The sequence below is a fragment of the Mycolicibacterium smegmatis genome (genome assembly GCF_001457595.1).
Lineage (GTDB): Bacteria > Actinomycetota > Actinomycetes > Mycobacteriales > Mycobacteriaceae > Mycobacterium > Mycobacterium smegmatis.
In genome coordinates, this window is the sequence record NZ_LN831039.1 from 1,004,978 (window position 1) to 1,018,446 (window position 13,469).

Sequence of the window (13,469 nt, forward strand, 5' to 3'; positions counted from 1 at the left end):
GCCTACAGGGGTTCCAGCGCCTCGATGGTCCACGCGCCGCCGGATTTCCGCAGCCCGACCCGCATGGCGTATCCGGACTGCGATCTGGTCTGGTTGCCCGTGGACGCCACGGTCTGATCGACGAAGGCCAGCACCGCGGCCGTGTCGTCGGTGAGGCTCTCCACCGCCGTCTGGCGGATGGTGGACGTCTGGGTGACGCCGTTGGTGCGTGCGACCGACAGCTTGGTGCGCATGTCGTCGCGATAGGTGTCGGCGGCCTTGCCGGACAACACCGATGCCAGGTCGGCGATATCGGTGTCGTCGGTCCTGGGGGTGTAGCTGAGCAGCTTTTCCAGATTGTCCGAGACGAACCGCGTGACCTCGTCGCGGGCCGCGGCCTGATCGGCCACCAGCACTGGTGCCGGACGGTTCTTCTCCGACATCTGCCACAGGCCCAGACCGAGCGCAGCCACCGAGCCCACGGCGAGGACCGTCACCATCACCCACCATCCGGTGCCGCGCCGCATCAGTCCACGAACTCCACGCCGGAGACCTTGTAGGCGCCGCCGGTGTCGACGACGGTCACCGTGAGTCGTTGCAGCGCGTCCTCGCGGGGCGCGTGGGTGTTGTTGGTGGTCTTGGTGGTCAGGCTGACCAGAACCTCCGCCTCACCGGCGTCAGGGTCGAACGACGCGATACCGGCACCGGTCACCTCTGCCTCGGTGTGCTTGCCTTCGTCGGCGGTGTCCTTCTTCATCTTCGCCGCGCCACGCTGAAGGCCGTCGCGGAACTCGCCGGTCGCGCCGTCGAGGACGCGGTCCACATCGGCGTCGACGGTGTCGGCGTTCACCATGACCAGAGCGAGCGCAAATGCCTTCCCGGTGTCGACGTAGGGCTGCCACTGCGGGGTGTCGGCGGCCGCAGGCGTGCTGCGTGCGAACTGGGTGACCGCGAACACCGCGGACGCGAGGAACAGCACCGCCGCCACGACGGGGACGAGAATGGTTGCGACGCCGCGTTTCTGGCGTGGACGTGGCTGAAAGACCTGGGGCTGCGGCGGTGCCTGGCGTTGCACCGGGGCGGCGAACTGCGCGGGGGCAGGCGCCGGCTGAGCCGGGGGCGCCACGGGTGGTCGAGGCCGCTCGGGTGGCCGGGGCGGGGGAGGGGCCTGCGGTGCCGGTGGGCGGTCCGCGTCGGTGAGGGCTGCGGCGAACTCGCCGCACGTCGAGAAGCGCGCGGCGGGGTCCTTGGCCAGGCCCCTGACCATGACGTCGTCGAGCCGCGCCAGATCGGGACGTGAATTTCCAAGGCGCGGGGGCGGTTCGGACAGGTGCTTGCTGATGACGACGGCGGCGTTGGAGTGGTGGAACGGCGAGCGTCCCGCCAGCAGGTGAAAAGCGGTGGCCGCCAAGGCGTATTGATCGGCGCGGCCGTCGAGATCCTGTCCCAGCAGCTGCTCGGGCGCCGAGTACGCCATGGAGCCGACCGCCATGTTGGTCGCCGTCAGGCCGCTGATGTCGTCGACGCGACGCGCAACTCCGAAGTCGGCCAGCAGGATCCGCCGACGGGCCGCGGAAGGATCGGTCAGCAGGATGTTGGCGGGTTTGACGTCACGGTGCAGCAGGCCGCGGGCGTGGGCGTAGTCGAGGGCCTCGGCGATCGCGGTGACGATCTCGATCGCGGTGTCGGGCGGCAGCCCCGCGGGGTGCAGCTCGCGCACCAGCCGTGCGGCGTCGGTGCCGTCGACGTAGTCCATCGCGATCCACAACTGGCCGTCGGCCTCACCGCGATCGTGCAGGCCGACGATGTGCGGATGCCACAGCCCGGCCGCGATGTCGGCCTCGCGGTTGAACCGCTGCCGGTACTGCGTGTCGCCGGTCAACGATGTGGGCAGGATCTTCAGCGCGTCCTGCCGCGGCAGGCGGGGGTGCCGGGCCAGATAGACCTCGCCCATTCCGCCGGTGCCGAGCAGACGCGCAATCGTGTACCCGGCGAACACGTCACCGGTGTTCAACGGCATGGGCGTGATAGTAACCGCGCGCCGCGGACCTTCGCCGCGAGTAGCGTCGGCATCATGACCGCCCGTGAACCCACAACCAAGACCAGCACCGGCTCCGTCAACGAATCCGCGGCAGTGCGAGAGCTGCTGCGCGACGCGTTCACCCGCTTGATCGAGCACGTCGACGATCTCACCGACGGGCTGACCGAGGAAGTGTCGTCCTACCGGCCGACGCCCGAGGCCAACAGCATCGCGTGGTTGCTGTGGCACAGCGCCCGCTGCCAGGACATGCAGTTGTGCGACATCGCAGGCGTCGAACAGGTCTGGACACGGGACGGCTGGATCGACCGGTTCGATCTGGGCCTGCCGCCCGACGACATCGGCTACGGGCACAGCCCGGAGGAGGTCGCGAAGGTGCAGGCGCCGGCCGAACTGCTGGCCGGCTACTACCACGCCGTGCACAAGGTGACGCTGGAGTACATCGCCACCGTCACGCCCGGCGAGATGGACCGGGTGGTCGACACGAACTGGAATCCGCCGGTCACCGCGAGCGCGCGGTTGATCAGCATCATCGACGACTGTGCACAGCACCTGGGTCAGGCCGCCTACCTGCGCGGCATCATCCCGCGGTGACCCGGTGGTGGCCGCCCGTCGGGCTGGCCGCCATGGTGTTGCTCGGTGGGGCGGTCCGGCACGGGACCACCCCGATCGACGCCTGGTTCGGCCACCTCGGGCGTGAGCTGGGACGACCGCTGCGCCGGGCGTTCCTGTATTTCACCGAACCGTGGCTGGTGGCGGGTGTGCTGCTGGCCGTGATCGCGATGGCGCTGTACCGCGGGCAGCGGTGGTTCGCGCTTGCCGCGGTGATCAGTCCACCGGTGGCCGTGCTGCTCGCGCAGGCGTTCAAGCGCATCTTCGGCCGGTACCGGGGTGATGCGCTGGCGTACCCGAGCGGGCACACCGCGTTCCTGGTCGCCACGCTGTGCTTGCTGGTGGTCGCGGCCGGGTTCGCGTTGTGGGCGGTGGCCGCCGCGGCGCTTCTCGGGCTGCTCGGCATGTTCGGGCAGGCCATCACGCATCACTACTTCACCGACACCGTGGGCGCGGCGTTGCTGGCCACCTCGGTGGTCGGCGTAGCCGTCATCGTTCTTGACAGGTGTCAACCCCGGTGCGACGTGGGTCACAAACCCTGATTAACATAGGGCCCATGACAGCGACGCCTGAAGTTGATCTGCCGAACCCGTACACGGGTACCGGCACCATTCACAACCCCGCGACCGGCGCCGTCGCCGGCGAGGTGCGTTGGACCGATCCCGCCGATGTGCCGCGCATCGCCGCTGGTCTGCGCGAAGCGCAGAAGGAATGGGAGGCCCGCGGACCGAAAGGCCGCGCCAAAGTGCTGGCCCGGTACGCCGTGTGGCTGGGCGACCACCGCGACGAGATCGAGAAGCTGCTGATCGCCGAGACCGGCAAATCGGCGGTGGACGCGGCACAGGAGGTGCCGCTGATCCTGATGATCCTGTCGTACTACATCAAGACCGTCGAGAGGGCGATGGCGCCGGAGAAGCGCCCCGCGCCGCTGCCGTTCCTGTCGATCAAGAAGATCGAGGTGCACTACCGGCCGCGCGCCGTCGTCGGCATCATCGCGCCGTGGAACTACCCCGTCGCCAACGCCATGATGGACGCGATCGGCGCCCTGGCCGCGGGCTGCTCGGTGCTGCTCAAGCCGTCCGAGCGCACGCCGCTGACCGCTGAGGTGCTGCTGCGCGGATGGCTGGACTCGGGCGCGCCCGAGGTGTTCGCGCTCGCGCAGGGCGCCCGCGCGGTGTCCGAGGCCGTGATCGACAACTCCGACTACATCCAGTTCACCGGGTCCAGCGCCACCGGTGCCAAGGTGATGGAACGCGCCGCGCGCCGGCTCACGCCGGTGAGCCTCGAGCTCGGCGGCAAGGACCCGATGATCGTGCTCGAGGACGCCGACATCGAACTGGCCGCCAACGCCGCGGTGTGGGGCGCGATGTTCAACGCCGGCCAGACGTGTGTGTCCGTCGAGCGGGTCTACGTGCTCGAGTCGGTCTACGACCAGTTCGTCGCCGCGACCGTGCGGGCCGTGGAGAACCTCAAGATGGGCGCCGGCGAGGGCTACGACTTCGGCTCGCTGATCGACACAGGCCAGGTCGACATCACCGAACGCCACGTCAACGAGGCGCTTGAGAAGGGGGCCAAGGCGCTCACGGGCGGCAAGCGTCCCGAGGGCGGCGGCAGCTTCTACCCGCCGACCGTGCTCGTCGACGTCGACCACTCGATGTCGTGCATGAACGAGGAGACGTTCGGTCCGACGCTGCCGATCATGAAGGTGTCCTCGGTCGAGGAGGCCGTCCGCCTGGCCAACGACAGCCCCTACGGCCTGAGCGCGTCGGTGTTCTCCAAGGACACCGAGCGTGCGAAGAAGATTGCGCTGCAGCTTGATTGCGGTGCGGTGAACATCAACGACGTCATCTCGAACCTGATGTGCACCACCGCGCCCATGGGCGGCTGGAAGACCTCGGGCATCGGCGCGCGGTTCGGTGGCGTCGACGGCGTGCGCAAGTTCTGCAAGCAGGAGACCGTGGTAGCACCGCGCACCAGCGTCGGTGCGGGCGGCACCTACTACAACAACTCGCACAAGGCGCTGGCCCGGATGAACCGGCTGATGACCAAGCTGGCCCTGGCCCGGCCGCGCCGCACTGCGAAGTAGGTCTCACTTGCGCCGATCGGCGTGTCATTCCGGCACGCTGATCGGCGCGTCGCGTCTAGCGTGTACGCGTGACGTACAGGCTGCCCGACACCAAAACCGTGCGGGACGCTGCGGCGCACGTGCGTGCGCTGGTGCACCCGCAGATCTACAACCACAGCATCCGGACCTACCTGCTGGGCGCCGAGGCGGCGCGGCGGGACGGGGAGACCGATCTGGACGACGAAATCTTCTGCGTCGCCGCGCTTTTCCACGATTCCGGCACCGCTGACGAATACAACGGGCCTGCCCGCTTCGAGATCGAGGGCGCCGACGCCGCAGCGGAGTTCCTCTCCGACCGCGGTTTCGACGCCGACGCGGTCGACGCGGTCTGGCCGGCCATCGCCCTGCACACCACGCCGGGCATCCCCGAGCGGCGCGGGGCCATCCCGCACTACCTGCGCACCGGGGTGATGATCGAGTTCGGGCCGCCCGAGCTCCGGAAGTCCTACGCGGAGGCCGTTGCCGCCGCGGAGGCAGAGCTTCCGCGGCACCGGCTTGAGCAGACCCTGGAATCCCTCGTCGTACAACAGGCGCTCGCCAATCCGCACAAGGCGCCCAGGCTGTCCTGGGCGGCCGAACTCGTAGCGCACCACGATCCCGCGCGCGACGGCATCAGCCCAGGATTCTGACGCCGTCCGTTCACGTCGTCGTCACCCTCGCGTTCGCCGGCCTCGTTATTTTCGGCCGGTGATGCTGGACTCCACCGGATATGCGGTCCGTGACGACGACGATGACGATCCCGAACTGCTGCTCCCCGGCGGCGAGGTCGTCGACACCTGGCGCGAGGGCTACCCGTACGACGAGCGGATGCACCGCGCCGACTACGAGGAGCAGAAGCGACTGCTGCAGATCGAACTGCTCAAGTTGCAGAAGTGGAGCCAGGCCCACGGGCATCGGCACGTGATCGTGTTCGAGGGCCGCGACGCCGCGGGCAAGGGCGGCACCATCAAGCGGTTCATGGAGCACCTCAACCCGCGTGGGGCGCGCGTCGTCGCCCTGGAGAAGCCCACCGAGCGGGAGCGCACGCAGTGGTACTTCCAGCGCTACGTCGAGCATCTGCCCGCCGCGGGTGAGATCGTGCTTTTCGACCGCTCCTGGTACAACCGCGCCGGTGTCGAACGCGTGATGGGCTACTGCACACCCAAGCAGCACGCCGAATTCATCCGGCAGGCTCCGCTGTTCGAGCAGATGCTGGTCAACGACGGCATCAGCCTGACCAAGCTGTGGTTCTCGGTCACGCGGTCCGAACAGCTCACGCGGTTCACCATCCGCCAGGTCGATCCCGTGCGGCAGTGGAAGCTCTCGCCCACCGACCTGGCCTCCCTGGACAAATGGGACGACTACACGGCCGCGAAAGAGGAGATGTTCGCCTGGACGGACACCGAGATCGCGCCCTGGACCGTGGTGAAGAGCAACGACAAGAAACGCGCCCGTATCAACGCGATGCGCTACGTGCTCGGTAAGTTCGACTACGACAACAAGGACCATGAGGTGGTCGGCCAGGCCGATCCACTGATCGTGGGGCGTGCCCTCTCGGATTGAGCTCGGACTGAGCCGAGTATGAGTTCGAGCGCCGCCCGAAGAGGAGGACGGCGTGCGCTTTTTGATGACGCTGTTCCTGTGGCTGTTGACGACGGTGCTGCTCGCCGCGGCGGTACCCAGCGCGTGGGCGCAGAAGAACGTCATCGATGTGGCCGGTTATTCGGCGTTCGCCGAAGCCGCCGCCAAGGACCCGCAGCTGCAGCAGGCTGTCGCCGGTGAGCTTGCCACGCAGGTGAGCACGCTCGTGCGCGACAACGGCGGTGAGGTGAACGCCGACATGGTGCGTGGTACCGCCAACGCCTACACCGCGGGGGAGGACTTCCCCGGCCAGTTCGCCCGTGCCAACGAGATCGCCCACACGTGGCTGTTCACCGACCGCATCCGGCGCGACGAGGGTGGCAGCTGGGTCATCGACCTGGCACCCATGCTGGCCGACTCGTCCTTTGAGGACACCCTGTCGAACTTCAATGTCGCAGTGCCCCAGACGCTCACGGTGCCGATCGCCTCAGAGCCGCCGTCCGGCCTGGAGCCCGGTCGGTTGCGGCCGCTGGCCACGTGGGGTCCGTGGGTGAGTGTCGGGACGACCGTCCTGGCCGGAGTGTTCGCTCTGCTGACCCTCGCTGTCGCGCGCTCGCGCGGTAAAGCCCTTGCGGCGTTGGGGATTTCCGCTCTGCTGGTCGGTGCGGCCGGCTGGGCCGGGCTGGAGGTGGCGCGCCGCTACCTCAACGACGCGCTCAACCACACCAGCGGCGACATCCGCCAGATCGCCGACGCCATGGTCGGCCACGGCGTCGACAGCCTGCGCCAATGGCTCAACCTGACTTTGGCTGCCGGTGGCGGTCTCGTGGTGCTCGGGGTGGTTGTCGCGATGCTCGGCGGGCTGCGTCGTTCACGCTGAGGGTTTGACTGTTCCGGACTATTTCGACTTACCGATGAGGTCCCACGCCGAGTAGACCCGTGATCTGATCTTCAGGTAGTCGGTGCGCAAGAACGCATACAGCGCCGTGACGACGAGGATCGCCAAGTACGCGGCGACCACGGTGCCCCACCCCCTGTGTAGCGCAGCGAGTGAGACGAGCAGGCCTCCGACTGCTGCCGTCGCCCAATACAGGCGGCGCTCGAGCCGGGCGTCTTTGGCCACGAACAAGGCGACGACCCCGACGATGAGCACCACGGCGCCGGCGACGAGATAGATCGCTGCCAATCCACCCTCCTGGTTGCCGTTCGGTGTGCCTGCCATTGAACTTGCCGCGCGCCGCAAGTGCTCATGGTTGCCACGAACACGTCGTCATCCACGGGCGACTCCAGCGCAGATCAGAGGGTGAATCCGAGCACCCAGTTGACGAAGCAAGGTGACTTGGACCATAGTGTCTAGGACAGAAGGTCTGACCATCTACCCGCACTAAGTCTGAAGTCGTCGAAGGAAATCCGCATGAACCTCTACTCACTCCTGCAGCAACGAACCGAAGCGTCGGGTCCGGTACGCGTAGGTGTGATCGGTGCCGGCAAGTTCGCGTCGATGTTTCTCACCCAGGCGGTGAATTCGCCGAGCCTGCATGTGGTGGGCGTCGCCGATATCAACGTCTCCAAGGCCAAGGCCGCCTTGCACCGCACAGGGTGGCCGGCCGATCGGTACGCGGCGGGTTCGCTCGACGAGGCGCTACGCACCGGCGCCACGGCGGTCACCGACAACGCCGACGCACTGCTGGCCCACCCGGGCATCGAGGTGATCCTGGAGATCACCGGCAACCCGTTGGTCGGTACCTACCACGCGGTGACCGCGATCGACAACGGCAAGCACGTGGTGATGGTCAACGTCGAGGCCGACTGCATGGTGGGCCCGATCCTGCAGCGCCGGGCCGCGGCCGCCGGCGTGATCTACGCGATGGCCTACGGAGATCAGCCGGCCCTGATCTGCGAGCTCGTCGACTGGTGCCGAACCGTCGGCTTCGACGTCGTCGCGGCAGGCAAGGGCACCAAGTACCTTCCGGAATACAACTACTCCACACCCGAAACCGTCTGGAATTACTACGGATTCACCGACGAGCAGCTCGCCTCGGGTGACTACAACCCGCAGATGTTCAACTCGTTCCTCGACGGCACCAAATCCGCGATCGAGATGGCCGCCGTGGCCAACGCGACCGGGCTGCTGCCCCAGGAGCAGGGCCTGCTCTTCCCGCCGGCCAGCAAGGACGACCTGCCGACCGTGCTGCGCGAGAACCGCTTCCCCGGGGGCAGTCTGATGCGTCGGGGCACCGTCGAGATCGCGTCGAGCATGTACCGCGACGGCCAAGAAGTTCCGGACAACCTGCGCTGGGGCGTCTACGTCACGTTCGAGGCCGTCACCGACTACGCCGTGCAGTGCTTCGCCGAGTACGGGGTGCACACCGACGAGACCGGCCGCTACGGCTCGCTGTACCGCCCGTATCACATGATCGGTCTGGAGCTGGCGGTCAGCATCGCCTCGGCCGTGTTGCGCAACGAGGCCACGGGCTCGCCCACCGGGTTCCGCGGCGACGTCATGACGACCGCCAAACGCGACCTCAAGGCCGGCGAAAAGCTCGACGGCGAAGGCGGATTCACGGTCTTCGGCAAGCTCGCCCCGGCCGAGATCTCCCTCGACCGCAACGCCTTGCCCCTCGGCCTCGCCCACGGCGCGACGCTCGTGCGTGACATCGCCAAGGACGAGACCATCTCGTGGGACGACGTGCGCGTCGACGAGTCGCAGTTCGCCGTCAAGATCCGCAGACAGCTCGAATCGGAATTCCGGTCCGAACACATCGCCGCCACCGCCTAGCGACCAGTTGGTCAGACCGTCGAACCTTGGAACCTACGATGAGTGAATGCATCCGCCGCGCCGCCACCCGCGGCGCGGGACACAAGGAGACGACGCACCGTGACAGCAGCCGACCGCTGGGAGCCCGTTCAGCGCCTGCGCACCTACGAACAGGTGATGGCCCAGATCGAACAGCGCATCGCCGCCGGTCAGCTCCAACCGGGAGACCATCTGCCCAGCGAGCGGGAGCTGGCCGCGCTACTCGGTGTGTCACGCCCCTCGCTGCGGGAGTCGCTGCGCGTCCTGGAAGCGCTCGGGGTGGTCGAAATCCGCCGCGGCGGCGGGTCCGAGGGCGGCGCGGCCCTGCGGTCGGTCCCGGGCACCGGGCTGGTCAGCCTGCTCAAACTCCAGCTGGCACTGTCGCACTTCAGTTGGAACGACGTGCTGGAGACCAGGCTGGCGCTCGAGCTGTGGTCGGCGAGAGAAGCCGCCTATCGATCCACTGACGACGACCACCGAGAACTCGGCGCTATTCTCGACCAGATGGACGATCCCTCGATCGAGACCGGTGACTTCAATTGCCTGGACGCCGAGTTCCACGTGCGGATCTCCCAATCCACCGGCAATGCCTTGACCGCATACTTCATGGGGTCGCTGCGCACTGCCATCCACCATCAAATGGTCGAGATGTACGCCGCGCTCGCCGACTGGCGCGAGACGGCCAAGACGGTCAGACGCGAGCACCGCGAAATCCTGCAAGCCCTCGTCGACCGCGACGGGCCGCTCGCGGCACAGCGCATGCAGGCACACATCTGCGACTTCTACGACCTGAAGATCAGCGGCAGCGAGCTGGCCGGCGAATAACGTTCGAAGATCCAGCTCCTGCATTGACATCGAGGCCTTGCCTCACATCTCAATGGAGAGAGACGGATCCTGATGGACACCCCCACCATCCCGGCACCAGCGGAGCGTGCTCGGCACGGCTCCCCCGACAAACTGCGGACCGCCATCGGCAGTGCGGTCGGCACCACGATCGAGAACTACGACTTCCTGGCCTACGGGACCGCCGCGGCCCTGTACTTCAATGACGCGTTCTTCCACGCCGACGATCCCTTGATCGGTGTGCTCATCGGCTTCGCCACGTTCGGCGTCGGATTCGCCATGCGACCCCTCGGCGGCCTGCTCGGCGGGTATCTGGGCGACCGCATCGGCCGCAAGCCGGTGCTGATCGGCGCGTTGCTGGTCATGGGTTTTGCCACCGTGATGATCGGCCTGCTACCGACCTATCAGCAGGTCGGCATACTGGCGCCGATCCTGCTGACAGCCATCCGCGTCATCCAGGGCCTCGCGTTCGGCGCGGAGTGGGGTGGCGCGATCCTGATGACATATGAGCACGCGCCGTGGAAAAAGCGCGGCCGCTACGCCGCGATCCCACAAGCCGGTGTGCCCCTTGGCGTCTTGCTGGCCAACGTGGTCTTCCTGCTCTCCAGCCATCTCGACAGCGAGCTCGCATGGCGGTTGCCGTTCCTGCTGAGCTCCGTGCTGATCGTGGCGGGCATGATCATCCGGCTCAAGGTTTCGGAATCACCGGAATTCGTCGACACCAAGGAAGCCGGCAACGTGGTCAGCAACCCGCTGAAGGAAGTGATCCGCCGCGACTGGCGCAACATTCTGCGCATCATCGCACTGCGCCTGGCCGAATCCGGCGGCTTCTACGTGATCGTCACCTACATGCTGTCCTACCTCACCAGCGGCGACGAGCCGATCACCACGAAAGCCGTCGCACTCACCGGTCTCATCGCGGCCACCGCGACCGGCACGGTCACCACCATCCTGTTCGGCATGCTGACCGACAAAGTGGGCCGAAAGCCGGTCTACTACGCAGGCACCGCGTTGCTGATCCTGTTCGCATTTCCGATGTTCTGGCTGGTCAACACCGGCTCGACGGTCCTGATCGTGCTCGTCTACATCATCGGGTTGGCGGTCATCCACGACGCCCTCGCCGCCACCCAGGGCACCTGGTTCGCCGAATTGTTCAAGACCAACACCCGCTCGTCGGGCGCCTCCATCGGCTACCAGTTCTCGGCGGCCATCTCCGGGTTCATCCCGCTGATCGCCGCAGCGGTCGCCGCCCAGCTGGGGTGGGCCGGGGTCGCGCTGGTGTACCTGGGCTGCGGTGTCCTCGGCCTCGTCGGCACGATCCTGACGCGCGAGACCTGGGGCGCCACGCAGCGCGCGGCCGTCGACTCGGTCATCAATTCTGCCGAAACACCCGGCACCGCAACGAAAGCGAAGGTTTCGCCGTGAAGACAATCGTTCTGGATGACGATCCCACCGGTACGCAGTCGGCCAGCGGTGTTCGCGTACTGCTGGAGTGCAGCGCGGACGCGATCGAGGAGACGCTGCGCGACGCCGAGAGCGTCTATGTGCAGACCAACAGCCGCGCACTCGCCGAGGCGGACGCGGTAGACCTCGTCCGCCGGATACGGGCAGACGGCGAAGAAGCCGCCCGACGCCTCGGCGTGGCCGTGCGGTTCGTGCTGCGCGGCGACTCGACGCTGCGTGGCCACGTCTTCGCCGAGACCGAGGTGTTTCTCGACGACGACGCCGTCATGGTGTTCGTGCCCGCGTTCCCCGACGGTGGCCGCACCACCCGCGACGGCGTGCACTACGTCAACGTCGGCGGCCACGACCTGCCCGCGCACGAAAGCGAATACGCCGCCGATCCGGTGTTCGGCTTCAGCACCGGTGTTCTCGTCGACTATGTCGCCGAGAAGTCAGGCCGCACAGCCGTTTCCGTTTCGCTGGCAACGGTGCGCGGTGGTGATCTGGCGACGGTGCTGAGCACCGCACAGCCGGGCGCCGTGGTGTTGCCCGATGCCGTGGACAACGCCGACATCAGCTTGATCGCCGAGGCCATCTCCACCGCCGACGCCGCAGGCCGCAAGATCGTGGTACGCACCGCGGCTCCGGTCGCCGCCGAACTCGCCGGAGTCACGAGCCCCGGACTGCTCGGCGCACCGCTGCTCGACCGGCCGCGGCCGACGCTGTTGGTGTGCGGATCGCACACCGCAGGCGCCACCGCACAACTGGCCCCGGTGATCGACCGGTGGGGTGCACCCGTCGTCGTCGACACCGCGGGTGCCCTCGACGATCCCGACACAGAGGGCCGCCGCGCGGCCGACCGGGTGCGCGCCCAGCTGGACGCGCGGTCCTTCGCCGTGCTGATGAGCGAACGCGACCGGTCGTCGGACCACAACACGCTGAGCCATGGCGAGCGGATCATGACGGCGCTGACCACCGCGGTGCGCGCAGCGGTGCCGCACCTGTCGGTCGTGGTGGCCAAAGGCGGCATCACGTCGGCCGAGGTCGCCCGCGCCGGGATCGGCGCCACCTCCGCCCTCGTGCTCGGCCAGATCCGTCCCGGTGTGTCTGTCTGGCAACTCGAAGACCGCAACGGCCGCGACATTCTCTACGTGGTCGTACCCGGCAACGTGGGCGACCACGACACCCTGGTCGAGATCCTCGACGCGCTGCGCATCGGCGCCGCGGCACCGGTTGGAAGCCGACAAATTTCATGAAAGCCGCACTGACCGCGGCCCGCGCGACACGAAACCCGCTGCCTGCCTTCACCTGCTACACGCTGGAGACCGCCGTCGGCGTACTGGAAGCCGCCGAGACCGTGAGCAGGCCGGTGATCCTGTTGGTCTCCGATGCCGCGATGCGCGATGCCGCAGGTGCGCGGCTGGTGACGGCGCTGGTCGCCGTCGCGCAGCAGGCGCGGGTGCCCGCCTGGGTTCAGCTCGACCACTGCGCCGACCTCGAGCGCATCCGTCATGCGCTCGACCTCGGCGCGGGTGCTGTCATGGCCGACGGTTCCCACCTGGACGACGCGGCCAATGCCCGGTTCGTGGAGCGTGCGGTTGCGCTCGCCGAACCGTTCGACGCAGCCGTCGAGGCCGAGCTGGGCCGCGTCGAGGGTGACGAGGACATCGACCTGGCTGTGGAGGCGGGCGCCCTGACCGATCCCGACGCGGCGCGCCGATTCGTAGCGAGCACCGGCGTGGACTGCCTGGCCGTCGCGGTCGGCAATGTGCACGGCTCCTATCGTCAACGCCCGCGGCTTGATTGGCCGCGGCTGGCCCGCATCGTCGAGGAGCTGCCGGTGGCCGTGTCGCTGCACGGCACCTCCGGCCTCCCGGCCGAGGACCGTCGCCGGGCGCAGCAGCTCGGCGTGGTGAAGTTCAACGTCAACACCGAGTTGCGGCGCGGCCACATGGCGGTTCTGCGGGACCGGATCGCCCACGATCCGGCCAGTACCGACGTGCTGGCACTCACCGCCGCCCTGCGCCGTCGGGCAGCCGAGGTCGCCGAAGAGCTCATCACCTGACTGCCTC

At 67.8% G+C, this 13,469-nt stretch carries 14 protein-coding genes; 11 read left to right on the forward strand and 3 right to left on the reverse strand.

Going from position 1 to position 13,469, the window contains the following annotated elements; all coding sequences use genetic code 11:
• Positions 1-2: 2 nt before the first annotated feature.
• Together AT701_RS04490 and AT701_RS04495 are read right to left on the reverse strand one after the other, a co-directional pair.
• Positions 3-506, reverse strand: a complete 504-nt coding sequence (locus AT701_RS04490) for a hypothetical protein (protein ID WP_058125266.1) — start codon at positions 504-506, stop codon at positions 3-5.
• On the reverse strand, positions 506-1,999 hold the full coding sequence (locus AT701_RS04495) for a serine/threonine-protein kinase (protein WP_058125267.1): 1,494 nt from the start codon (positions 1,997-1,999) through the stop codon (positions 506-508). Before AT701_RS04495 ends, AT701_RS04490 begins: the two co-directional genes overlap by 1 nt.
• A 54-nt stretch (positions 2,000-2,053) precedes the next feature.
• Here AT701_RS04495 and AT701_RS04500 point away from each other — a divergent pair, with 54 nt between their 5' ends.
• From AT701_RS04500 to AT701_RS04525, 6 genes are all read left to right on the forward strand, one after another.
• Positions 2,054-2,611, forward strand: coding sequence for a mycothiol transferase (locus tag AT701_RS04500; protein ID WP_003892314.1), 558 nt, complete (start codon positions 2,054-2,056; stop codon positions 2,609-2,611).
• The gene (locus tag AT701_RS04505) at positions 2,608-3,171 is read left to right on the forward strand and encodes a phosphatase PAP2 family protein (protein WP_058125268.1); all 564 of its coding nucleotides are present in this window, start codon (positions 2,608-2,610) and stop codon (positions 3,169-3,171) included. Before AT701_RS04500 ends, AT701_RS04505 begins: the two co-directional genes overlap by 4 nt.
• Before the next feature lie 14 nt (positions 3,172-3,185).
• Positions 3,186-4,715 (forward strand): aldehyde dehydrogenase family protein, encoded by a 1,530-nt coding sequence (locus AT701_RS04510; protein ID WP_058125269.1) that lies wholly within the window; start codon positions 3,186-3,188, stop codon positions 4,713-4,715.
• A 68-nt stretch (positions 4,716-4,783) separates the two neighbouring features.
• Positions 4,784-5,383 carry an HD domain-containing protein gene (locus tag AT701_RS04515; protein ID WP_058125270.1) on the forward strand — a complete coding sequence of 200 codons (600 nt, stop codon included), beginning with the start codon at positions 4,784-4,786 and terminating at the stop codon, positions 5,381-5,383.
• Between the two features lie 61 nt (positions 5,384-5,444).
• Positions 5,445-6,296, forward strand: a complete 852-nt coding sequence (ppk2, locus tag AT701_RS04520; protein WP_058127531.1) for a polyphosphate kinase 2 — start codon at positions 5,445-5,447, stop codon at positions 6,294-6,296.
• A gap of 52 nt (positions 6,297-6,348) precedes the next feature.
• On the forward strand, positions 6,349-7,194 hold the full coding sequence (locus AT701_RS04525) for a hypothetical protein (RefSeq protein ID WP_058125271.1): 846 nt from the start codon (positions 6,349-6,351) through the stop codon (positions 7,192-7,194).
• An 18-nt stretch (positions 7,195-7,212) separates the two neighbouring features.
• Here AT701_RS04525 and AT701_RS04530 read toward each other — a convergent pair whose 3' ends face one another.
• Positions 7,213-7,536, reverse strand: coding sequence for a hypothetical protein (locus AT701_RS04530; protein ID WP_011727271.1), 324 nt, complete (start codon positions 7,534-7,536; stop codon positions 7,213-7,215).
• Positions 7,537-7,728: 192 nt separating this feature from the next.
• Here AT701_RS04530 and AT701_RS04535 point away from each other — a divergent pair, with 192 nt between their 5' ends.
• The 5 genes from AT701_RS04535 to AT701_RS04555 all read left to right on the forward strand — a co-directional run bounded on the left by AT701_RS04535 (position 7,729) and on the right by AT701_RS04555 (position 13,462).
• Positions 7,729-9,093 (forward strand): NAD(P)H-dependent oxidoreductase, encoded by a 1,365-nt coding sequence (locus tag AT701_RS04535; protein ID WP_003892321.1) that lies wholly within the window; start codon positions 7,729-7,731, stop codon positions 9,091-9,093.
• A 99-nt stretch (positions 9,094-9,192) separates the two neighbouring features.
• Complete coding sequence (locus AT701_RS04540) at positions 9,193-9,936, forward strand: FadR/GntR family transcriptional regulator (protein ID WP_003892322.1); 744 nt, start codon at positions 9,193-9,195, stop codon at positions 9,934-9,936.
• 72 nt (positions 9,937-10,008) lie between these two features.
• Entirely contained in the window at positions 10,009-11,379 is a 1,371-nt protein-coding gene (locus AT701_RS04545; protein ID WP_058125272.1) for an MFS transporter, read from the forward strand.
• Positions 11,376-12,653 carry a four-carbon acid sugar kinase family protein gene (locus tag AT701_RS04550; protein ID WP_003892324.1) on the forward strand — a complete coding sequence of 426 codons (1,278 nt, stop codon included), beginning with the start codon at positions 11,376-11,378 and terminating at the stop codon, positions 12,651-12,653. The genes AT701_RS04545 and AT701_RS04550 overlap by 4 nt, the downstream gene beginning before the upstream one ends.
• On the forward strand, positions 12,650-13,462 hold the full coding sequence (locus AT701_RS04555; protein ID WP_003892325.1) for a class II fructose-bisphosphate aldolase: 813 nt from the start codon (positions 12,650-12,652) through the stop codon (positions 13,460-13,462). The genes AT701_RS04550 and AT701_RS04555 overlap by 4 nt, the downstream gene beginning before the upstream one ends.
• The last annotated feature ends 7 nt before the right edge of the window (positions 13,463-13,469 follow it).